This is a genomic window from Paenibacillus sp. FJAT-27812, assembly GCF_001273905.1.
Lineage (GTDB): Bacteria > Bacillota > Bacilli > Paenibacillales > Paenibacillaceae > Pristimantibacillus.
In genome coordinates this window covers 3356183-3376785 of sequence record NZ_LIGH01000001.1, presented here as the reverse complement: position 1 = coordinate 3376785, position 20603 = coordinate 3356183, and the positions used below count along the sequence as shown (strand labels likewise).

At 49.6% G+C, this 20603-nt stretch carries 27 protein-coding genes; 2 read left to right on the top strand and 25 right to left on the bottom strand.

Going from position 1 to position 20603, the window contains the following annotated elements:
• Positions 1-28 precede the first annotated feature (28 nt).
• The 8 genes from gatC to sigY form a co-directional block, all read right to left on the bottom strand.
• Complete coding sequence (gene gatC, locus ADU23_RS14190) at positions 29-316, bottom strand: Asp-tRNA(Asn)/Glu-tRNA(Gln) amidotransferase subunit GatC (protein WP_053374333.1); 288 nt, start codon at positions 314-316, stop codon at positions 29-31.
• A gap of 164 nt (positions 317-480) precedes the next feature.
• Positions 481-864, bottom strand: a complete 384-nt coding sequence (locus ADU23_RS14185; RefSeq protein ID WP_053374332.1) for a hypothetical protein — start codon at positions 862-864, stop codon at positions 481-483.
• Between the two features lie 105 nt (positions 865-969).
• Positions 970-1815, bottom strand: a complete 846-nt coding sequence (locus tag ADU23_RS14180; RefSeq protein ID WP_053374331.1) for an ABC transporter permease — start codon at positions 1813-1815, stop codon at positions 970-972.
• Positions 1812-2762 (bottom strand): ABC transporter ATP-binding protein, encoded by a 951-nt coding sequence (locus tag ADU23_RS14175; RefSeq protein WP_053374330.1) that lies wholly within the window; start codon positions 2760-2762, stop codon positions 1812-1814. Before ADU23_RS14175 ends, ADU23_RS14180 begins: the two co-directional genes overlap by 4 nt.
• Positions 2759-2971, bottom strand: a complete 213-nt coding sequence (locus ADU23_RS14170) for a PLD nuclease N-terminal domain-containing protein (protein ID WP_053374329.1) — start codon at positions 2969-2971, stop codon at positions 2759-2761. Before ADU23_RS14170 ends, ADU23_RS14175 begins: the two co-directional genes overlap by 4 nt.
• Positions 2972-3010: 39 nt before the next feature.
• Positions 3011-3229, bottom strand: a complete 219-nt coding sequence (locus ADU23_RS14165) for a hypothetical protein (protein WP_053374328.1) — start codon at positions 3227-3229, stop codon at positions 3011-3013.
• On the bottom strand, positions 3217-3555 hold the full coding sequence (locus ADU23_RS14160; RefSeq protein ID WP_053374327.1) for a YxlC family protein: 339 nt from the start codon (positions 3553-3555) through the stop codon (positions 3217-3219). The genes ADU23_RS14165 and ADU23_RS14160 overlap by 13 nt, the downstream gene beginning before the upstream one ends.
• Positions 3542-4075 (bottom strand): RNA polymerase sigma factor SigY, encoded by a 534-nt coding sequence (gene sigY, locus ADU23_RS14155; RefSeq protein ID WP_053374326.1) that lies wholly within the window; start codon positions 4073-4075, stop codon positions 3542-3544. The genes ADU23_RS14160 and sigY overlap by 14 nt, the downstream gene beginning before the upstream one ends.
• Before the next feature lie 195 nt (positions 4076-4270).
• Between sigY and ADU23_RS14150 the strand changes: the two genes are divergently transcribed.
• On the top strand, positions 4271-5230 hold the full coding sequence (locus tag ADU23_RS14150) for an IS30 family transposase (protein WP_053374325.1): 960 nt from the start codon (positions 4271-4273) through the stop codon (positions 5228-5230).
• Between the two features lie 73 nt (positions 5231-5303).
• Here the strand turns inward: ADU23_RS14150 and ADU23_RS14145 are convergent, their stop codons facing one another.
• From ADU23_RS14145 to ADU23_RS14075, 17 genes are all read right to left on the bottom strand, one after another.
• Positions 5304-6839, bottom strand: a complete 1536-nt coding sequence (locus ADU23_RS14145; RefSeq protein WP_053374324.1) for a PH domain-containing protein — start codon at positions 6837-6839, stop codon at positions 5304-5306.
• Positions 6832-7311, bottom strand: a complete 480-nt coding sequence (locus ADU23_RS14140; RefSeq protein ID WP_053374323.1) for a PH domain-containing protein — start codon at positions 7309-7311, stop codon at positions 6832-6834. The genes ADU23_RS14145 and ADU23_RS14140 overlap by 8 nt, the downstream gene beginning before the upstream one ends.
• Positions 7312-7335: 24 nt before the next feature.
• Positions 7336-8556, bottom strand: a complete 1221-nt coding sequence (locus ADU23_RS14135) for a M24 family metallopeptidase (RefSeq protein ID WP_053377633.1) — start codon at positions 8554-8556, stop codon at positions 7336-7338.
• A gap of 64 nt (positions 8557-8620) precedes the next feature.
• Positions 8621-9106: a hypothetical protein gene (locus tag ADU23_RS14130; protein WP_053374322.1), complete on the bottom strand. Its 486-nt coding sequence runs from the start codon at positions 9104-9106 to the stop codon at positions 8621-8623.
• Positions 9107-9127: 21 nt separating this feature from the next.
• Positions 9128-9553: a hypothetical protein gene (locus tag ADU23_RS14125; RefSeq protein WP_053374321.1), complete on the bottom strand. Its 426-nt coding sequence runs from the start codon at positions 9551-9553 to the stop codon at positions 9128-9130.
• On the bottom strand, positions 9550-9696 hold the full coding sequence (locus ADU23_RS32785; RefSeq protein ID WP_157265781.1) for a hypothetical protein: 147 nt from the start codon (positions 9694-9696) through the stop codon (positions 9550-9552). Before ADU23_RS32785 ends, ADU23_RS14125 begins: the two co-directional genes overlap by 4 nt.
• Positions 9697-9737: 41 nt before the next feature.
• Entirely contained in the window at positions 9738-9887 is a 150-nt protein-coding gene (locus ADU23_RS33185) for a hypothetical protein (RefSeq protein ID WP_176707837.1), read from the bottom strand.
• 34 nt (positions 9888-9921) lie between these two features.
• On the bottom strand, positions 9922-10812 hold the full coding sequence (locus tag ADU23_RS14120; protein WP_053374320.1) for a hypothetical protein: 891 nt from the start codon (positions 10810-10812) through the stop codon (positions 9922-9924).
• A 13-nt stretch (positions 10813-10825) separates the two neighbouring features.
• Positions 10826-11761, bottom strand: coding sequence for a type II secretion system F family protein (locus ADU23_RS14115; RefSeq protein WP_053374319.1), 936 nt, complete (start codon positions 11759-11761; stop codon positions 10826-10828).
• A complete protein-coding gene (locus ADU23_RS14110) occupies positions 11754-13172 on the bottom strand; it encodes an ATPase, T2SS/T4P/T4SS family (protein WP_231637379.1) in 1419 nt (472 codons plus the stop codon). Before ADU23_RS14110 ends, ADU23_RS14115 begins: the two co-directional genes overlap by 8 nt.
• The gene (locus ADU23_RS14105) at positions 13127-13975 is read right to left on the bottom strand and encodes a hypothetical protein (RefSeq protein WP_053374318.1); all 849 of its coding nucleotides are present in this window, start codon (positions 13973-13975) and stop codon (positions 13127-13129) included. Before ADU23_RS14105 ends, ADU23_RS14110 begins: the two co-directional genes overlap by 46 nt.
• Positions 13972-14694: an SAF domain-containing protein gene (locus ADU23_RS14100; protein ID WP_053374317.1), complete on the bottom strand. Its 723-nt coding sequence runs from the start codon at positions 14692-14694 to the stop codon at positions 13972-13974. The genes ADU23_RS14105 and ADU23_RS14100 overlap by 4 nt, the downstream gene beginning before the upstream one ends.
• A 246-nt stretch (positions 14695-14940) precedes the next feature.
• Positions 14941-15291, bottom strand: coding sequence for a type II toxin-antitoxin system PemK/MazF family toxin (locus ADU23_RS14095; protein ID WP_028609438.1), 351 nt, complete (start codon positions 15289-15291; stop codon positions 14941-14943).
• Positions 15292-15294: 3 nt separating this feature from the next.
• Entirely contained in the window at positions 15295-15576 is a 282-nt protein-coding gene (locus ADU23_RS14090) for a CopG family ribbon-helix-helix protein (RefSeq protein WP_028609437.1), read from the bottom strand.
• A gap of 221 nt (positions 15577-15797) precedes the next feature.
• Positions 15798-16991, bottom strand: coding sequence for an alanine racemase (gene alr, locus ADU23_RS14085; RefSeq protein ID WP_053377631.1), 1194 nt, complete (start codon positions 16989-16991; stop codon positions 15798-15800).
• 148 nt (positions 16992-17139) lie between these two features.
• Positions 17140-18369 (bottom strand): outer membrane lipoprotein-sorting protein, encoded by a 1230-nt coding sequence (locus ADU23_RS14080; RefSeq protein WP_053374316.1) that lies wholly within the window; start codon positions 18367-18369, stop codon positions 17140-17142.
• Between the two features lie 221 nt (positions 18370-18590).
• Positions 18591-19655, bottom strand: coding sequence for a M23 family metallopeptidase (locus ADU23_RS14075; protein WP_082311097.1), 1065 nt, complete (start codon positions 19653-19655; stop codon positions 18591-18593).
• A 212-nt stretch (positions 19656-19867) separates the two neighbouring features.
• Here ADU23_RS14075 and ADU23_RS14070 point away from each other — a divergent pair, with 212 nt between their 5' ends.
• Entirely contained in the window at positions 19868-20602 is a 735-nt protein-coding gene (locus ADU23_RS14070; RefSeq protein ID WP_053377629.1) for a response regulator transcription factor, read from the top strand.
• The last annotated feature ends 1 nt before the right edge of the window (position 20603 follow it).

Here is a 20603-nt window from a genome sequence, read left to right as displayed (position 1 = left end):
TCCTCCCTTCATATAAAACCCATTCGTATTATTCAAGCACCGCAGGTACTTTAAATTGTCCATCCTCTTCATCAGGCGCATTGAGCAGCACCTTTTCGATCGGCAGCGACGGGCGTTTCTCATCCGCACGCATAACGTTCGTAATAGGCAGCACATGGCTGGTCGGCTCGACATTTTCCGTGTCTAAGCCATCAAGCTTTTCCGCATATTTCAAAATAGCATTGAGCTGCTCCGTAAACTGATCCTTCTCCGAATCGGAAAGCTCTAACCGCGCCAGTCTGGCGACATGCTCTACATCCTTGGGCGTAATGCTCATCAGGTATTCTTCCTTTCCTATTCCTGTAATCATTCTTCCTATTATATCTCACAATTAGGGCGAACATCAATGTAAACGGCAAGTTCCTCTTTTTGCGCAAAAAAAGACTGATCCGTTTGTCAGCACGCTGACATACAGAACAGTCCGATTTGGTCTTTTGCTGCTTAAATCCAAGCTTTTAGATTAACCTGACGAATAAAGTCCGCTGGGCTAAGCGGTTCCTTGCCCGTATTTTCCGGTTCTGGCTCGATCTCGTTCTCGCCATTCATAATGCGTTTAAACAATTCCTCATTATGAGTCGCAAGCGCAAAATCGATTAGCGCCTCCCGCTCGATGCGGTCAACCTCATCCTGAATAAGCACCTCTTCAAGCTCCACGTCTTCATCAGGAATAAGGAAGTTCCGATTAGCCGATGGGACTCTCAGCACATAATCAAATACATTATCCGCATTGCGGTCGTAAGCTATTATATAACCATGTTCTCCGATGGGAAGGTTTTGTTCATATTGGTCAGCCACTATGACGACCTTTGTGCCTAATTGTAGCATCGTCCTCAACTCCTGTTTCTTCGCCGCTGATTCTTTCACTACTATCCTACTAAAAAATAATAGCGGTGTCCAATCGAAGAATGAGTTGATAGAGTTGGCTTCCTTTTATTCGACTGCCGAGCTTCTGCGAAGCACCCATGCGGATAAGGCAACGGCGGCTGCAATCCCGATAATGGTCAGCGTTACCGCCAAACCGAATCGACTAACATTTACTATCCCTGAGGACACCGATGCATAAGCAAAGCCGCTCAGCGCGCCCGGACTCCACCAGAGCTGCTCTGGGAAAAGGCTTGCCAGCAGCGTAAGCGCAACCGCGCCGCCAAGCGCCGTGAAAGCCGCCGCTGCCGGACTGCGCAGCAACGCGCTGAAGAGAATCGTGAGCGTAACCAGAAACGACAGCCATAAGCCGAATATGAGCAAGCTGCCGATCATTTTGGAGAAAGAAACTTCATCAAATAAAAGTGCTGTATAATACCAGGCAGCAAAATAGCCCAGAGTCAAAGCGCCCCAAGTAAGGAGCAGCATCGCCGTCCATTTGGAGCTTATAAAGGAGAGCACGGAAACCGGCTTCACAAGGATGAGCGAAGCCGTACCGCTATTGCGCTCACCCGACACCGTGCCCATGCAGACGAGTACAATAACAAGAACGCCTAGCGTGCCGAATTGCTGGAGCGTTTGAGCAAGCACTTCAGAACCGTTCGGCATCGGAATTTCAATAACCGTTCCTTCCGGCAGGCTGCCGGCTTTCTCTAATATGATCGGCATAAAATAAGTTGACACTGGCTGCATGATGCCAAGCAATATAAAAACAAGCGGTACCCAAAGCAGCTTGTAGCTTCGAACCAGCTCCAGCAGCTCCTTCTGAACCATGACGGTAAAACGGGTGAAATGGGATGAATAAGCCCGCTCCATCGTTCCGCGATGAACATGTCCTAGCGCCTTCGTACTCATTGGGTCACCACTTTCATAAATAAATCCTCTAGTGTCGTATGGCCGACTTCCAATCTGCTTACCTTAACCTGCTCTCTGGTCAGCTCCTCCAACAAGCTGCGCCTTGCTGCATCCACTTCGTTAACGGTGAAGCGTGCGATCCCATTCTCCAACTGGACAGACTGAAATAAGCTAGCCTTGCCTTCAGCACTCCCCTTTGGAAGAATGCGCGCCATATAAGAGTTTAGCCAGCTCTCAGACTTCGAGTCACGCTCAAGCTGGAGCTCAATGACCGGTTGGCGATGGTCCTTGCGGATTGTCTCAATTTCCCCTTGCAGCGCCACCTGCCCATTTCGAATAATGATGACATCATCGCATAGCTCCTCCGCATCATGCAGCACATGCGTGGAGAACAGCACCGTCGTTTCCTGCTTCAGCTCTCGCAGAAGCTCAAGCACCTCCCTGCGGCCAAGCGGATCCAGCGCCGATACCGGCTCATCCATAACAAGCAGCCGAGGCTGATGCACAAGCGCTTGAGCAAGGCCAAGACGCTGCTTCATGCCTCCTGAATAGGAGCCGATCCGTCTCTTGGCGGCGCCAGAAATTCCAACCCGCTCTAAAAGCTCCTTCGCGCGTGTTTTTGCGGTTGCGGCGCTAAGGCCGCATAATCTTCCCGCATAAATGACGTATTCGATTCCCGTCATCCATGGATAGAAGGATGGGGCTTGCGGAAGATAGCCGATAAGCGCCCGATGATTAATCCCTTGAGCCGAACCCTGAAATTCGAGTTGTCCCGCCGTCGGCTTAAGCAAGCCCGTAATCATCCGAATCGTCGTTGTCTTCCCTGCGCCGTTAGGTCCAAGCAGCGCAACGCAGTGGCCTTCGGTTATCGAGAAATCGATGCCTGCTACCGCTTTTACCGCACCGAATGTCTGGGTTAAGCCTTTCACCTTAAGCAGTGTGCTCATCGCTCGTTCCTCCTTCCTGCTATAAAGAAAGCAATCGGTCCAATAATATTCCCAAATATAATAATGAGCGCCCACATCCACTTAGGCCCGCGCGTGCTCTCGGCTTTCATGCATAAGATCAATGCGATCACCATCAATATCAACTGGATAACGATAATAGGCGCAACGATAGGCAAGATTTGCGATAGTTCGATTTGATCATACTTCATCCAAATGACCTCCTTACTTATTTAAAGGCAGCCTAGCTGCTACTTGTCCTTGTTCCTGTTGCGGCGGAACCAGCCGCTTCGCACAAATATGAAATAAAACACAAGCGGCATCGGCGTTTGGATTAAACCCCAGATGCCCCAAAGCCAAGGCATGCTGTCCCTTTTTCGAGCGTCAACAAATAACCAAGTCGATTGCGCGATCAGCACAGCGGCGAGCAGTATCCAAGCCCAAATGGGTAAAACCTTTAGCTCCTCCATGTCCGTACCTTCCTTCGGCCAAATGTGATGCTGACAAATCCGATGCCACCTGCTGCAATGAGAGTTTGAAGGACGGCAAACCAGACCCAGCTCCGGTCCAGCATCCACAGCATCAAGCCTAAAACAAGGCAGGCCGTCAGCCAGAACAAGAGGAGCTCCTTCCATAACCCCCGCTTCATCTCTTGCTTACGCCCCTCTACGAATGCCTCGAACTGCTGCAGATCGGGAACGTTCGGTGCATGAGTGGCGTCAAAACGGTTCACCGCTTCTTTAAACTGATCGTCGAACCACTGCTGATCGTAATCTTCCTCTTTAGGCTTCTTCATGCTCCGTTAGCTCCTTCCGCAGCTGCTTCAAACCATTATGCAGCCTTGATTTTACCGTTCCTACGGGAATGTCCAGCATGGTGGAGATCTCCTCCTGCGCATAGCCGTAATAATACTTGAGCAGCACCGGTATTCGGATATCGCTGCTTAACTCGCCTAACGCTTGAAGCGCTGCCGGCCAATCATCCCCGCGCTGCAACGTTTCAAAACGTATAGCATGCATCGACTGCTCCGACTGGATCCAATTCTTCTCCAGCTCATTGCGACGAATGCGGTCGACGACGAGTCTCGATGCAATCGTAATGAGCCATGTCGAAAATTTAGCTTTATATTGAAAAGTCGCTATTTTCTCAATTGCCTTCAGCATCGTCTCCTGCGTAATATCCTCCGCACGGGTTTTGTTCATCGTAACCTTTAACACGTATTGATATAAAAAAGAATAATGCTGTCTCAGCAGTTCAGAGAGCGCTCGCGAATCGCCGCGAACTGCTTGTTTAATCAGTCCCGTCTCGTCATGCACGAGCGCGTAACCTCCTTTTGTTCAACCGGTTATAGCTATGACGTTTAATGGTTTCATTTCGTTCACTCTGGTCAGAAAGTTTTTTTTATGACGAATTGTAATATGAAGTGCGACACCTAGAAAAACAAAAGGCTCATGAAGGCTTCGTGTAAAATGGAAGTTACCACACCACCATTTTGTACAGGAGAAACCATCATGAGCTACTTCCATCTTAACATAATTGAACGAGGACAACTAGAAGCGTTGCATCGATTGGGCTGGTCATGTCGCAAGATTGGGCATGAGCTGGGTCGACATCCTTCTACTATCGCACGAGAAATAGCACGTAGCGGCAGTAAGAAGAACGGAACTTATACGGCTAGTTCTGCCCAAGAAGAGTCCCATGAGCGAAGAGCTTCTAGCGTGCCTGTCGGCAAATATACTAAGGCACTTGCCGAAGAACTCAATCTAAAGCTGCTGGAAACCTGGTCCCCTGAGCAGATCGCCGAGAAGCGTCGTATCGAAGGGAAACCCTTCGTTTGCTTCAAGACGATCTACAGATGGCTATACGGGGGGCGCCTCACTGCGGGAGTCAACGTGCTGCGACATAAGGGCAAGCGTCAAAAGCCGATGGAAACACGTGGTCGCTTCCTCGTCGGTACGCCGATCAGCAAGCGACCGAAAGAAGTCCGTAAGCGTACGACGTTCGGTCATTGGGAGCTTGATACCGTGGTTTCCAGCCGTGGCAAAAGCAAGGCCTGCGCTGCTACTTTCATCGAGCGAAAGACGCGACTGTACGTTGCACTGAAGATGCCTGATCGAACGGCYCACTCGATGGAGGTCGCCTTTGGTGTCATGCTCAGCCAATACCCACGTGGCACCTGCCAGACGGCCACAACTGATCGTGGCAAAGAGTTTGCTTGCTACGCGAGCCTAGAAGCTGTGCATAACTTAAAGGTCTACTTCGCCGATCCCTATTCCTCTTGGCAGAGAGGCTCTAACGAGAACGCAAACGGTCTTCTTCGGGAATTCTTCCCCAAAGGGCATGACTTCGCTTCCGTTACCGATGACCAACTCACCGTTGCCATTCGTTTAATTAACAACCGCCCTCGTAAATGTCTCGGGTGGAGGTCGGCTCACAAAGCCTTCATGGAAGAGGTGTCGCACTTAGCTTGACAATTCGTCTTATAAAAAAAACAACTGCGGAAGCGGCAAGCTCTTCAGCAGCTGTTTATAGGCATCATTTATTTTATGTCTTGCGTTGACTGCGGCTGTACCAATGCCATACGGGTTCAACATCCTTGCGGTCAAGACACTTTACGCTGTAATCAAACGGGCTTCCCATCGTACGTACCGAAAGCGTTAGCAGCTTCTTGCGCTGCTGCCCAATCGTACGGTTCACCCGCATCGTTTGAATCTGAGGACGCCGAATCAGATAAGTGGTTCTCGAAACAAACCGATTGCGAAGCGTCAATTGGCCCTCGTCCAGCTTAACGCCTGCCGCGTTATAACTGCTTTTTCTCCACCATAGAACGATAGGCACGAGCAGCAGCGACCATAAACCGCCAGCTTTAAAAAATAGAATGAACGCGGCGCATACGAGCAAAGTAAACAGAAGCTCTATTCTAACGTAGTATAGCAGCGCGCGCTTCGGAGCGCCCGTTATATGAGCATTGGGAGGAAGCTTTACCTGCGGAACAAAATCGTTCAGCACCTGCTGAATCGCAGAGCGTTTGAGAAAAGGATGCAGCATTAGCTGCTCTTTCTTGTCCGACGACACGATCTGAAGCTGTATTTCAGCATAACCAAAGGCTTGGCGAAGCAATCCTTCCTTGATGACGACAGCCTGCACCTTTTTGGGATCAAATACGAACGTTTTTTTCTCCAGCAGCCCGTAGGAGACTGAAATTTGTCTGCCATCCTTCTTTACTGAGAAGCCGCTGTATTTTAAAACATACAATACGATTGAAAGCAGCCATGCGAAGCCAATTCCGGCTACGATCAAAACAAAGATAAGAATAAAGTTTGTCATTAAGCTAGCTGAATCTTTAACGACGTTCTCGAAAAAATGGTCTGGCAGAAGCACATTGACGAGATCATCCGCCAAAGAAAACAAACCGACCATAAACGCCGCAACGAGTCCAAAGTTCATCGAGGTCGCTGCCGCTTGAATCAGCTGTGTTGCATTTAGCGTAATGGCAGGCATTTTCCTGCTTGGTTCAGCTGGAGCCGCCTGCGTGAGCGGCTTGTCGTTCATTTTGACAACCAGCTGCTGCTCCGCTGACACGCTTTCCGGTACAGCGTTTACAAGCGCTGCAGCGTCAGCAGGCTGGGCTTTAGACGAAGCTTGCCTTCTCAGTATTTGCTGGATGTCATTCGCCGCTTCAAGGGAGAGTGCCGGCAAAATGCCGTCTGCCTTCTTGTTGCCGCCAGGCGTCTCGATCTTAACCTGCGCTACTCTAAGTATCCGTTGGATAAAAGGCTGCTCCACATTTACGGAATGGATGCGTCCATAATAGATCGTCTTCTCGTCCCGGAACATCCAGCCCTTGCGGATGATGATCCGGTCCTCTTCCAGCCAAAAGCCAAAACGCCGCCACTCCAAATAGCTGAACACGAGTATGACCGCTGCCAGCGCGGAAGCGCCTGCATACCAATACCATGCAAGACCGCTCCAATCCTTGCCTCTAACTAAACCAATCAATATAACGGGAATGAACCCTTTAATCGTATTCAGCAGCCCGAATAAAATGTAAATGGGATGAAGCGTACGGCGCTCACTCATCCTTATCATCCACCTTAGCCAATATCCCGATTTGCCGTTTCAACTGCTGCGCCTCGCTCTGTTTTAAGCCCTTAATTTGATGCGTGGTAGCAGCAGTTACAATCGATACGCTGGCCAGATCGTATTTGCGCATGAGCGGCCCGCTTTCAAGCTCGACATGCTGTACCCGAACCATTGGAACGAGTACATTTTTTATGAAGATAAGGCCAGTTTGTATTTCAATCTCATCATCAAACAGCTCGTATCGAAATCTTGTCGTCATCATTTGAGGAAATGTCCAGGTAAAAAGTATCGCTGTAACGATAAAAATGAATAGAGCGATCCAGCCGGGGACAAGCGTCCAATCCCAAATGATCGCCATCGTAAAATAGGCGATGATTAGAGCCAGAAATATGCCGTTTGTAATGAGCTCAGTAATGCGATAAACGGTTATGTAATCACGGTGAAGCCGTTTGGTCAACTCCCGATCCATTTGATCGATCCCCCTTTCATTGGTCTAAGGCAAAACAATAAGCTCCGCCTTCGTTTTTGTGAGCGCTTTGGCACCTTGCTCCGAAATGAAGTAGCTGTTCTCAATGCCAACGACGCCCTGACCTGGAAAAGTGAATTTTGGCTCTACGGCAATGACCATGCCCGCCGCCAGCGGCGTCTGAAAGCCTCTGGCAAGCACCGGCCATTCATCGATTTCAAGTCCAATGCCATGTCCTAAAAACTTGGCTTGATCCGCGCCGAATCCCATAAAATGATCCGATAACTGCGCAGCAGCGCATCTAGCTAATGCGTCCTCGTACAGCTTTGAACAAAGCGTGCCGGGAACCATGAGCCGCTCTGCCGCGCCAATAACGGCTTCCGATACCTCATATGCATGCTGAAGCGTTTCCGATAGCTCGCCAATCACGGCCGTACGAGTCTGATCGATGACATATCCGTCTACACAACAGCCGATATCGATTAGAATAGGCTCGTTACGTTTAATAATCGACCTGCTAACGCTTTGCGGTGACGAAGCTCCAAGACCAAGGCCGCCTGCCGGTCCGTCAAAATAAGATGGAATCGCCGCCGCTGCTCCCGAAATGACCATGCCGGTCGTAATCTCTTGATTGTAGCCTCGCATTCGCATTAAGCCGATATGCCCGCGCATGCGAAGCTCATACTCCACGCGCGCCATCCACTCTAGCTCGGAGATGCCTTCCTTCAATTCGTCTAATGCCTCGTTCAGCGCTTCTGCTACAACCTCTGCAGCCGCTTCAATCCGGCTTACCTCCCAAGGCGCTTTAATCATGCGCAGCGTGCGAATGATGGCTGAGCCGTCTATCAGCTCGCAGCGGCCCGCCTTGCCAAGTAGCTCGGAGAGCTTTATGTAAAGCTGCGCAGGAAGCACATCCAGATCGGCTGCTATTCGCAGCTCAGATCCTTTAACAAACAAATACGGATAGTTCTGCGCCAGCGTTTCTCCAAAAAGACGAAAAGCACCAAGCTCTGCCACCTGAACAACTGTCTCCTGTCTCGCGCGCGATACGCTGCGCCGAACGTAAAAGGTAGGCTCGCCCGTGCTTGGAACGAACAAATATCCATTTTGCATAGACCCGCTTAAATAGTAAAGATCAACATTTTGAGTGAGCAAAAAAGCATCGATTTGCTCTGCCTTCATCGCTATCTGTAAAGAACGGATTCTCTGCTTGATAAGCTCGGCAGGAATGTCCGGAAGTATGTCCATCATATCAATAATCAGCTCCTAAATAAGTTCCCTCCCCTTATTACATCAATTATCCAGTTTCCCGTCAACCTGCAACGAGCTCGGCAGCCCCCTTTATATTCCATTCAATTGCGTCCAAAATACGAAAGGCACGCGGATAAGCGATATGTACGATCATAATGACGCCCGGCCGCTTCAGCGTGACCTCATAGTTATAGGCATCATTTCGATAAGCATAAGGAAAAGTTTGATCCGCATTCACGATTTTAAATACGGCAACATATACGCGCTCCTTCAGAAATGATTCCGGCAAAGGGACGCCTCCTGCGTCCAGCTTTAGGTTCTCCTGCAAATATAAAGCCGCAGCATTTGCCGCAGCATCAGGCTCCAGCCTTAACAAGCCTTCGCTAAGCGCTGCCGGATCAAGCTGCTGCGCTGCCGCATGCGCAGCTCGATTAACCGCATGCTTGCCTTGAAATAAAGCTTTCATGGCAAGCTCCTCCTCCACTTGCAGCAGATGAATCGAAATCCATACCGTCATCATCACTACGATAAGCAGCAGCTTGTACATCGATTCACCCGCTTCCTTCTATCATGGCACATATTCGCTCATTTTCATTCCAAATGCCCGCATCCGCTCATCTGGCATTGGCGGCGTCAAACCAATTAATCGGTCAATTTCAAATAAATTCTCATACGGATAGCTAATCGTTAGCGAAATGCCTGTTCCCCGAACTAATGGTGCATTCGGATCGGAAGCGGCTAGCCCGCTAGTTGCAGCAAGCTCAAAGGCGATGTCGTCAGCCCGCATGCCAAATCGGGCTAGACGCTGCCTGGACTGCTCTTGCATTTGCTCGCTGATGTAGCCATAATTTCCGCTTGCTCCGATTTCCAGTAAATAATCGACCTCCTGCTGCAGAACGGCTTGCCTGACGATGAAAACATGCTTGTAAATAGGAGAGAACATAATCCAGCATAATAGCGCTGCAAACAAGACAAAAATTAAAATTTGCTTCATGGGTCTATTCCTCTTATGTGGTCGCTGATTGAGCCGCCCGCTCCATCGATCTGCTGCTTCATCCCGCCGTCGCCCTCTGCGACCGATTGATAAAGAAGAATGACGGTAATAAGCAGCAGCATCGATACGAGTATTCCCCGCATATATGGACACCTCCGCACATTTGCAACTACAAGTCCCCAGCCTATGGGAGAAGCTCGCTGATACGCGTATTAGCTGAAGTTCCTTGCGACGTAATTTGGCTTCTAGTTCCTGTCGTGTCCTGGGCGATGATTGTATTGAATAGAACAATAACGACAACAAGCATCATAACCGTCATCAAAATATTGCGCATGCTACCACCTCCTTTCGTATGCCATCACCATTCGTTAACTAAGGGACTGAAACAGCTTCTGCCCCTCTCTCACCCACGGATAAATAAACACCTGAAAGGTGTACAAAATCGGGATGCCTGCGATAATAAACAAGAAATAAGAGGTTGATTCCTTACGGCTTTCCTTAGCTAAATCGATTTTTTGCTTGTAATCCTCAATCCGTACGCGCAGCAGCTCATAGTATTGCGGACTCTCATGCAGGCGCAGTGCGTCTAGCGTTTCTACAAAGCTTAAGCCTTCATCCGTTCCGAGCCTTTGCTTGAATCGCTGCAGCGCTTCGCCTGCATCGTGATACCATTCGGCAAGAAGCTGCTCCAACTCATGGCGCATCGTTTTCGTAAAAGGGATGCAGCGCAGCAGCTTTGCATGGAGATGCAGCGAGGAATCGGACAGGTAAAGCAGCTGCTTGCTCACTGAAAATATTTCTTTGGTCACCTGAAGGGCGCGCAGCTTATGAATGGATCGCAGCCACACGAGGTCGATAGATAAGAACAGCATGGCAAGCAACAAGCCTGGAACGATGTAGGTCATGGGGACAAATGCATTTATTTGTTCATGCCATACGGCGGCAAAAAGAATGAGCCCTTGGGCAGCAAGCAGCAAAAGCCGCCTCGCGATCACGTACCACGCGGCGTCCGCCGTTACTCCGCAGCCCGCGAGCAGCAGCTCTCTTTCCATGAAAGAGGAATGCTGTCTCGATATGCGAAGCAGCTTAAGCCATTTTGCCGGCGCTTCCTTCGTTCGCCAGCTCAATACGGCCAGATGCTTCCACCGGGCTGGACGCTGCGGCAAAAGCTGCAGCATCGCATAAATCGCCGCTGCCCCGAATACATACTGGCCTATCATCAAAACGAGGCGAACCATATGCTCTGTCCAAAGCGGCATTTGCTTTCTCCTTTCACATCTTTTTGCGCGAGAGCCATAGCCCCATCAGAAACGAAGCAAAAATGAGTACCATCGCATTCAGCAGCATATCTCGTCCCTCGGCATCAACGATGTAGTAATAGTAGGAGTTATCCTTGTTATAACGAAGGTTGATTCCGATAAATAAAGCGAGGAACAGCAGCGGCGAGAAGTTCGCGACGCGTATTTCCAGCAATCGATTCCGTTCCTGCTCATTCGCGCGTCTCGCCTTGCGCATATCGATCAGAAGCTCCTTCAAGCTGTCTGTGACGGGCACACCCTCTACAAGCGCCACTCGCAAAATATTAACGAAATAGTCCGCCCAAACATGGCCTAGCGATGCGGCAAGCAGTCTCAGACTCGCCTCATCGTCGCCTCGAACGGACAGGTTGCGATAAAGCTGCTCAAATACCGATTGCATCGGTCCAAGCAATCTTCTCTCCTCCACCGTACGCTGCAGCGCGATCCGGATCTGCCGCTCGCCCGTCACGAGGTAGCACTGATAAAAAAGCTCAACCGCAGGCAAAAAATCCATTTGCGTCTGCATCCGTCGATGGATGAGCATCGTCATCAAAACCGTATAAGGCAAGGCGCCCAGCACGCCGCCGAATATTAAAGTACCTTTTACGCTTTGAAAAAAAACACCGCCTGACGCGATTCCTGTAAGCAGCATCAAGCCGGATAGATAAGCAAAGGCAAGCGGCGTCATCTTCAATTGGAGCGTTTCTAATCGTTCAGCCAAATGCTGCTGAAGCCATTCCAGCCGTTTAAACCGTGCAATCAGCAGCTTCCGCCAGTCTCTACCGGCTTGGTATGACAGCTTGCTTCTGAGCTGCTGCTCCCTCGACCAAATTAAAAACAGGTTGTACAATGCGATAAAAAACAAACAAAACAATAAACATGCCGCCGCTGCTGTCGAAAGTTTATTCATCCGTATCACCCCCATTATTGGTTGCCAGCTTCGCTCTTGGCGATGGGGGAGATGGGAACAGCCAATCATCCTTCGCCTCGTCGAACCGTACCCAGTCTCTCACGAAGATTTGCCCAGCCTCCCAGCATAGCTCGCCAATCCTGCTGATTACCCGCCGTCCGCCAAGATAGCTCATTTCAATGCCTATCTCTGTTACATATTGTGTTATTCGTTTGGAGAGGCGCTCGGCATTCATTCCCCTTCCATCGAGCATGCACATATCCGCAATCGCCTCCGGCACATCCTCAAGCCTGTTGGCATGGACAGTCGTCATGCTTCCAGAATGGCCGCGCGTGCAGGCACGAACGTATATATTCGCGTCCACGTCGCGTATTTCGGCATGGATGATTCGCTGCGGCGACTGCCTGAGCGCGAGCTTAAACGCCTGGTCTGAGCGATGATAGGAATCCTCTTCATCCGCCATGTACTCCACTATATTTTTACTTGGAAAATCACGTCCGAGCATCATCTCGAATCGGCCTTCGATCGTAATGATCCGCTCCTCGTCCGGAAGCTCCGCGATCATCGCCTTCATCAGATTGGTTTTGCCTGAATTGGTTGGCCCAATGATGACAAGGTTGAGCCTTGCAGCCAGAATCGCTCTGAGCAACCGCTGCACCCGATCGTTCATCGTCCGATAAGCAGGCATGCACAGCGTCGCCAAGCTAAAGCTGCGCACGGTGTAGAAGCGGATCGTCAAGGTTGGGCTCGCCGTAAAGCCAAAACCGGTCATCGTCACCCTTGAACCGTCTTGCAGCATGACCTCGGCCCATCGCTTGCGCGGATTGATGCGATCATTATTGTAGAGAACCAAATTTTGCTGGATGCGCTCTACTTCACGAATGTTGTCAAATCGGAAAGGAGACGGCGTCGTTAATCCATTCTTCACGATGAAGATCCGCTCACCAACAACTTGTATTTCCTCTAGCCCCTCCTTGTCGGCTAGCACGAGCTCTAGCACGCTTAGGCCGATTACTTCTGCAAACAATGCTTCAGCAAGCGATTGAAAAGGATGCTGCACATTTACGGCCCCGTGGATCCGCAGCCTTATCAAGCGGTCTGTAATGACTGCGAGCACCTGCTCACGCTCCTGCGGGTAACCAAGCACGGCACGATTCAGCGTCTCGCTGTATTGCCTGCGTTCCTCCTCGCCTAGCCCATGAGGAGCGCTTAAATAGGTTCTGATATCGTCTGCAAGCTTGGCGAACTCGCCTTGCGCATCCGCGCTCAGATAGGGAACCTCCGATGCCGCCGCTTCGCTGCTCAGCTTCTCCGATTGCATTTGCGCAGCAAACTCCGAGGGTGAAAAACGGTTTTGCTGCGCCGTCACGAGCTTGTACCGCTGCGATGCGCAAGCAGCTTCCGATACCACGGCTGAACCGATCTCGATGACGACATCCCCCGAATGCCGTGCCGCTTCATAATCGCATGAGCCGGCTCCCGCATCGTTTGCTTCCCTTCCTCATCCTCCTTCAGCCACTGCGCATAGGTACCGTTGTCCAATTGGCTGAAAACCGGCTCGCTCAATTGAATCTGGCCAAGCGCAGACGTTCCAAGCTCCTTGCAAATATGCTTCATCTGATAACCTCCATTTCTCCAAGGACTATTGATGAGGACTGTTTCGTATTGCCGAGGCGCAACCCCGAATAACGGGGATACCTGGCCTATCCAGCGCTTGCCGTCCTCTTGAAAATGCGACAAGGCCGGTGTGGTAACGAGAATTCGCGATCCCGCTCTGCGCAGCGAGCATATGGTAGCCGCATTATCCCAATAAGCGCCTACGTCCAAAACAATAAGCGAGAACGCCTGCTCAGCGATCGTAAGCAGATGCTCCGCTTCCTCCGGCGTGAAATACTCGGCTTGATCCCTCATGAGATTGCCGAACAGCACCTGCAGATTAGACTGGCCGGGCACAGGGTAAGCAGCTCTGCGCAGCTTATCCGGCGTCAGCGTAAGCGAGCGCAGCTCCGGACGAAGCTTATCCAGCGTAACGAGCGGCTCATCAACGCCTATATAGCGATGGATCTTCGCGCTTTTGAGATTGAGGCATAAATAGCCGATTGGCTTGCCGCTTGCTTCCGCTATCCGGTAAGCTGCTGCAAACGCCGCTGTCGTCGTTCCAATATTGGGCGTTGTACCAATAAAAACGGCTATAGGCGCCAAAGCTTCGCTCACGATTCATCCTCCCCGCCAGTTAACAGATCAAGCGACAACGGGCTGTAAGCTACGACCAGCTTCAACTCGCCGCTCTTGCATACGCTATCCAGCTTCAGCCATTGCTCCTCCGACAAATTAACGTTTAAGTAATCGATCATCCCGTTAGCTTCTCGCCTAGAAGCATACATTTGCTCCTTGTTTCCCTCGGCTAGCGAGAATAAATTCGGATTGTCCATATTGTCGATTTCCACATTGCCCGATGTCTTTACCGAAGCTACCGTAACCGCTTCTGGGAAAAGCCGCATAGAGGGCGAGTTCTCTCCCGATGCATATAGCAGCACCTTGTCACCCGCTCTAATTCCGTTTGATATCGAGCGGATATATTCCTTCGGAATTTGAAAGGTCGATTCGGTTCGCTTGGGCTGCAAATAAAAATCGTTGACCTTCCAAAGCAATAGCGGCTCTCCCTTGCCTAATGGGATTGCGGTCTCCTTGCCGACAGCTAGCTCCAGCTTGTTGACCATATCGGAGACAAAAGCAGCCTGCGGCACCATTCGATACTCCAGGTCGCTTTCCTTCAGTCGCTCGCCCGCTCCGATAAACCGTTTCGGAACAAGAACGGCGACCGTCTCCTCCTTCTTGATTTGAATCCGCTGCAGCTCATACATGCCATAAACCAGACTTGCCGATAATACGGCGGCCGTAATGCTAATAATCGCATTCCGTCTCCTCTTCATCTCCACTCCTCTCTGAGCATAAAAAAAGAACGCACCAGCAGCCATCTAAGGCGTACCGCGTGCGTTCTTCGCATAATAAAGCTCATATATAAGGTTAGCTATACGTATTTGAGTTCATAATAGCAAATTGAACTTTCATTTGTCTATCATTTTTTTCCTTATTTTATCAATTTTCAACGAAAGCCGACAAAAAAAGCCATTCGGCAAGAGGAACCCTCTTCAAGACGCCAAATAGCTTCCATTTTACTAAAAATCAATTAATCCAACGCTAATCAACAAAGCATCGTCAACCTTACGCATCGTTTCGTCATCCAAATGCGTAATTTTGTCGGTGAGGCGCTGCTTATCAATCGTTCGAATTTGCTCAAGAAGCACAACGGAATCACGATCAAATCCATGGGCTGCCGCATCCATCTCAACGTGAGTAGGCAGCTTAGCCTTTTGAATTTGAGCGGTGATCGCAGCTACGATGACCGTAGGGCTGAAGCGATTACCAATATCATTCTGAATGACCAGTACGGGGCGAACACCGCCCTGCTCCGATCCGACGACTGGCGATAAATCCGCAAAAAACACATCTCCGCGTTTTACAATCAACCTCTACACCCCGCTAACGAGACGGCCTAACGTATGATCTGCTTCTTCCTCCGCTTGAAAAGCTTCCGAGGCCATGTTCAGGTTTATTTTCGCCATTTCCATATACCCGCGCTGCATGGATTCTCGAATTTGACGTTTTTTGCGCTCCACCAAATACAGCTTCATGGCTTGCCGAATAAATTCGCTGCGGTTGGAGTTTTCCTTAGCAACAATCCCGTCAACCTCTTCCAGCAAATGATCTGGCAGGCTAATCATGATTCTTTTGGTATTTTGTACATTGGCCACCGAACTCGCACCCCCAAAACTTTTCCAAAACCATAATACTCATTATGACAATATATTGCCGTCGCTATACTTCAACATATCTATGATCGCCGTATATCAAATATGCTGTATGTTTTCATGTATAGTCCTTATAGATGATCTACCTTACTACATTCGTGGGATTTGGCGAAAATCCTCTTCTTTTACGAAATAATGCAAAATGAAGATTTTGCTAATTTGATTTAAATCAGTGATAAGGAGTTATGAGTTGCCATTATTTGGCCTCCGCTGACGTATACGCGAGGCAATCGTCCGGCAAGCATGCAAATAACCTCATAATTAATCGTACCAAGCTGCTCTGCCATGTCTTCCACTGTAATAAACGAATCACCCTGGCGGCCAATAAGCACAACCTCTTCGCCCGGCTCAACCGGCAATGGTGCTGCTTCCGTAACAGCAGGATCAAGCGCTATCATGCATTGGTCCATACAAATGGTGCCAAGCACCGGTACTTTCACGCCGCGAACTAAGGCATGCGCCTTGCCTGAGAGCATTCGGCTGAAGCCGTCAGCATACCCTATCGGAAGCGTTCCGATACGCTCTTCTCCTTCTGTTACATAACGCGTGCCGTAGCTGATTCCCCAGCCCGCTGGTGCTGTTTTGGCCATCACGACTTCTGTTTTGAGCGCCATGACAGGCTCAAGCTCAATACGCTTCTGGTTAACCTCGTCAGACGGCAATAAACCGTACATACTGATACCGAGCCGCAGCATGTCTCCTGCATAATAGGGTGTGTCTATGCCCGCTGCGCTGTTTGCCGCATGAATAATCGGGATAGGCAGACCCTGCCGTTCCACATATTCAGCTACTTCACGAAAACGGTCGTATTGCAGCTTCGTATAGTTTTTGTCAGTCTCATCTGCGCGGGCGTAATGCGTAAACATCCCTTCGACCTCAAGCTGCGGTACTTGCAAAGCTTTCTCGATAAAGGATATTGCTGCGTCCTTTCCGATCACGCCAAGCCGTCCCATGCCGGAATCGATCTTGATATGCACCTTAAGCTTGCGTCCGCTGCTATCAGCGGGCAGCTTGGCGGCTGCCTCCAAAATGTCATCTCTAAACAAACTGATCGTCACATTGTGCTCTCTTGCAACAGACAAGGCATCCGCAGCCACGAAACCTAACACGAGAATCGGGGTTTGGATGCCTGCATTCCGTAATTGCAAAGCTTCATCAAGAAAAGCGACTCCAAAATAATCTACGCCAAAGCGTTCCGCTTCACGCGCCACTTCCACCGCGCCATGCCCGTAAGCATTCGCTTTGACCGAAGCAAGTAGCTTGCATCCCTCCGGAATCGCATCGCGGAAAGCCTGTAAGTTATGTCGTAATGCATCTAATGACAGTTCAACCCTAGTAGGGCGATAAAACGAATCCAAGCCTTTCACCTTCTCCTCATCTGGCAGCCATAACAGTCCGAGCAGCAAACATCAATAGCAATAATGTTATACGTTGCTGCTGCGACTGTCAATGAAACGAACCCCGGAAATGGCTAGTACGTCTTGGAAATTCGGCTGTTTTCCCGCTTTATTTCCCGATTTCACCCTGTACCGATTGCGCGACCTTAATCATTTCAGATTCAGGCAGATTCGCGCTTGTCAGCCTGAATTGATGGCCTTCGTAGGTCCAAGTGAGCGTTTGCTGCTCATCGCCGCTGAGCTGACCCATCGTGAAGCCCAGATCTACGAGCAGACCCGGCACATACGATGCCGCTTGATCTTTTGGCTCCGTTTGAATGAGCGTGTAGCTATAGTCGCCTGTGAAGCGAGTCATTAGACCCGGATTGCCGCCAAATACGATGTCAACCAAGTCTTGCTGCGTTACGCCGTCAGGTGTATACGTAGGCGTCATCGCCGCAAAATCGGCAGTTGCATCCGGTTTTGCTCCGGTCGCAGCATCGTCGCCTTCCTCGGTCGCATTGCCGCTTCCATTCGTTTGATCATCGCCAGTTACGGCGCTGTCTTCTTCTGTCTGATTGCCGCTGTTGTCAGGTGCTGCCCCATCTTCGTTTGCATTAACGCTTGCATTGCCATCCGTGTTGTTTGTTGCATTGCCCGATCCTGCATTATTGCCATCGCCATCAGGCAAAGTCATGGTCGGCTCTTCTGTTGATTGGCTGGAAGGAGCAGCATTCATATTCGCTTCTGTCTCGAATACAGCCTTATCAAATTTTGGCCCAAAATCAAACTTGTCGAATTTCACTTCAACCATAACCGCAGCATTGGTGTCGCTGACTTCGACCTGAACCGGCTTGTAATCCGATTTATTCAGCCAAATTTTTTGGCGGGCCAAGGAGCCGTTATTATAATTTGCCATTACGTCAAACACGTAAGCATTATCATCGATTACGAACTGGCGTGAATTATCCACTAGAATGCTTTGAATTAACGTTTGGTACAAGTAGACTTGGCCTTGGTTTTGCGGCCAATCGCTTTGGAAGCGGAACACTTTATTCAGCTTCGGAGTGAGTACGAATACGCCGTCGTCATTGCGAAGCACGATTTGTGTAATGTCCTTCTCTTCATTCGTCAGCTTAATCCGATAGTATTGCGGCTTTTGGTAGGATACCTCCACTTTATACTCAAGTGGCTGCTGTCCTGTCCGCAATGTCATCGTACCGCTTCCTTGATAGCTCTCCATGCTGTTTACTACCTTGTCGAGCTCCTTAACCACGGACTCGGCGTCCTTCGTTCCGCAAGCAGCTAATACTAATGAAAAACATAATAATATTGCCGCGGTCCATGTCATGCGACGCATGTAATCATCCCCTCTGCACATTGTTTTTTACTGGCTGATAACATGTCTATGAGGGGACTTGACCAAATATGCGGACTAGTTTGACAAGCATGACAAGCTCGGTGCTTTTTTTTCAAAAATGGCGATGAGAAACGATGCTGTCAAACAAAAAAAGCCGCTCCTAAGCGACTTTTTTAAGAGATTCATATAAGGTATCCGATCTTTTCCATTCGTAATATTTTCTACTTGGAGGACGTTAACGTCTCCCCTTGCACCGGATGGATTCCATCCTTCCAATTAATATTTATCGACTGTGACTCAAACAAATTCGCGCCGTTAGACACCTGAAAATGGAGATGGGCCTCACTGGAGTTGCCCGAATTGCCGAGCTTTCCGATTTCATCCCCCCGCTTGACCAGGTCGCCCACCTTGACGGAGACGGTGCCTTTTTTCATATGTGCCAAGGTGCTGAATTCAATCCCTCCGTGGTCAATTACGACCGAATTACCGGCAGGAGCCTTCTCATTCATTACGCCTACGGGCTCATTATCCGGAATATCGTTCACGATGGCTACAACCTTGCCATCCGCTGGCGCAAGTATAGGTTCGCCAAACGCATAATAGCTTTCATTTTTTAATGGATCGCCTTTATAGGAGTACCCCTCCTTGCTCTTTACGATGTCGTATGCGTACCGCTGGCTCTCGTGCGCATAATGATAGTTGATAAGAACATTCTCTCCGCCCCAGATCACGAGCCAATCGCCACGGAGCGGCAAATCGTAAACGATTTTTGTCTTTTTCTCATCCGTTTCCGGCCAATTGGCAAGCTCCTTGATTTCCAGTCCCAAGATCGTGCCTTCGCCGTCAAAGACACCGGTAAGGCCGGTTGCTTTAGAATCGCTAACCCAGGTTAACATTTTGCCGCCATTATGCTGCAAGGAAGAAACCTGCTCAAAGGATTTGACTCCCTTCGTAAAATCGGCTGCAGTCGCAAGGAAATCCGCCTTAGACAATTGCGTCTGGAAATCTTTGCTCATTCGTTCATAGATCAATTCATATTTGCCTTCAAGCAGGGCTTGAGTCAAATCCTCCGGCTTCAAAGCTTCTTCCACTGGCGGAGCTGTCGCAGCTTGATTATCCGTTGCTTCAGACTGGGTTACAGCCGGACTGCCGGCCGGATCATTTTTTGTCACCGCGTTATTTTCCCCTCCACATGCCGTAATCAGAACTGCAAGCGCGCCTGCTGCCATAACCGTCTTGCTGATCGTAATAGCTCCGTTAAACGTACTGCTCCGTGCTTTCTTCATTTCTTATTCCCCGCTTCCTTCAAATCCAGTTTGTCTCGCTTATTTTAACAACTGAATCTTATGCCAAGCGAAACGCTCTATTACCTCACCCTTAATTTTCCACTTGCATGTGAGCAACCGAATTAAGCTTCCGTTAAGGCGGTGTTTCGTTTATGCCAAAAAATTCATGCTATGATGGAATAAACGATGATTTTGGTGAAGGGAATGAAAGAATGAACGATGCAGCTATTTTGCTTGTCGATGATGAGCAATCCATTTTAGAGCTAATGATGACTGTACTCCTCAAGGAGGGATATACGAATGTCGATACTGCCGCTACAGGCGAAGCGGCTATCGCTGCCTGCGAAGCAAAAACCTATGATTTAATCGTATTGGATGTTCACCTTCCAGGTCGCAGCGGAATCGACATCTGTCCTTTTCTCCGCCAAACGACGAATGCCCCGATCTTATTTCTAACCGCTCGGACGACTGACTTCGATAAGCTGACCGGCTTTGCCGTTGGCGGCGACGATTATATAACGAAACCATTCAACCCGCTTGAGGTCGTCGCGCGTGTCCGATCACATCTGCGCCGTTATTTCGCAGCTCTAGAAACAGGGTCAAATAAGCACTCAGACAAAGCTTTCACGGTATACGATTATGGGCGTTTTCAAGTCGATGAAGCGGCGGGAGAGCTGAAGGTCGAACAACAAACGGTTGCCTGTCCCGCTCTCGTCTTCCAATTGCTGCTCTTTTTGTGCAAAAACCCAAATCGTATTTTCAGCAAAAGCGAGCTTTATGAATATGTTTGGGGCGAGGATGCCCTTCATGATGACAACACCATTATGGTCCATATTCACCGCATTAGAGAACGAATTGAGCCGGACCCGTCGAATCCGCAGTATATCGTCAATGTCAGAGGGCTTGGCTACAAGCTTATTCAAAATGAAGCAAGGAGCACCCTTTAAT

Bases quoted from the DNA above. Each gene is read 5' to 3' on its own strand.
- ADU23_RS14180 (WP_053374331.1), bottom strand. From the start codon at position 1,815: ATGAGTACGAAGGCGCTAGGACATGTTCATCGCGGAACGATGGAGCGG.
- ADU23_RS33185 (WP_176707837.1), bottom strand. From the start codon at position 9,887: ATGCGCAATATTTTGATGACGGTTATGATGCTTGTTGTCGTTATTGTT.
- ADU23_RS32785 (WP_157265781.1), bottom strand. From the start codon at position 9,696: ATGCGGGGAATACTCGTATCGATGCTGCTGCTTATTACCGTCATTCTT.
- ADU23_RS14125 (WP_053374321.1), bottom strand. From the start codon at position 9,553: ATGAAGCAAATTTTAATTTTTGTCTTGTTTGCAGCGCTATTATGCTGG.
- gatC (WP_053374333.1), bottom strand. From the start codon at position 316: ATGAGCATTACGCCCAAGGATGTAGAGCATGTCGCCAGACTGGCGCGG.
- ADU23_RS14080 (WP_053374316.1), bottom strand. From the start codon at position 18,369: ATGCGTCGCATGACATGGACCGCGGCAATATTATTATGTTTTTCATTA.
- ADU23_RS14160 (WP_053374327.1), bottom strand. From the start codon at position 3,555: ATGAAGAAGCCTAAAGAGGAAGATTACGATCAGCAGTGGTTCGACGAT.
- ADU23_RS14130 (WP_053374322.1), bottom strand. From the start codon at position 9,106: ATGTACAAGCTGCTGCTTATCGTAGTGATGATGACGGTATGGATTTCG.
- ADU23_RS14145 (WP_053374324.1), bottom strand. From the start codon at position 6,839: ATGAGTGAGCGCCGTACGCTTCATCCCATTTACATTTTATTCGGGCTG.
- ADU23_RS14185 (WP_053374332.1), bottom strand. From the start codon at position 864: ATGCTACAATTAGGCACAAAGGTCGTCATAGTGGCTGACCAATATGAA.
- ADU23_RS14170 (WP_053374329.1), bottom strand. From the start codon at position 2,971: ATGAAGTATGATCAAATCGAACTATCGCAAATCTTGCCTATCGTTGCG.
- ADU23_RS14115 (WP_053374319.1), bottom strand. From the start codon at position 11,761: ATGAATAAACTTTCGACAGCAGCGGCGGCATGTTTATTGTTTTGTTTG.
- ADU23_RS14075 (WP_082311097.1), bottom strand. From the start codon at position 19,655: ATGAAGAAAGCACGGAGCAGTACGTTTAACGGAGCTATTACGATCAGC.
- ADU23_RS14100 (WP_053374317.1), bottom strand. From the start codon at position 14,694: ATGAAGAGGAGACGGAATGCGATTATTAGCATTACGGCCGCCGTATTA.
- ADU23_RS14165 (WP_053374328.1), bottom strand. From the start codon at position 3,229: ATGGAGGAGCTAAAGGTTTTACCCATTTGGGCTTGGATACTGCTCGCC.
- ADU23_RS14120 (WP_053374320.1), bottom strand. From the start codon at position 10,812: ATGCCGCTTTGGACAGAGCATATGGTTCGCCTCGTTTTGATGATAGGC.
- ADU23_RS14175 (WP_053374330.1), bottom strand. From the start codon at position 2,762: ATGAGCACACTGCTTAAGGTGAAAGGCTTAACCCAGACATTCGGTGCG.
- ADU23_RS14135 (WP_053377633.1), bottom strand. From the start codon at position 8,556: ATGGACATACTTCCGGACATTCCTGCCGAGCTTATCAAGCAGAGAATC.
- ADU23_RS14140 (WP_053374323.1), bottom strand. From the start codon at position 7,311: ATGGATCGGGAGTTGACCAAACGGCTTCACCGTGATTACATAACCGTT.
- ADU23_RS14070 (WP_053377629.1), top strand. From the start codon at position 19,868: ATGAACGATGCAGCTATTTTGCTTGTCGATGATGAGCAATCCATTTTA.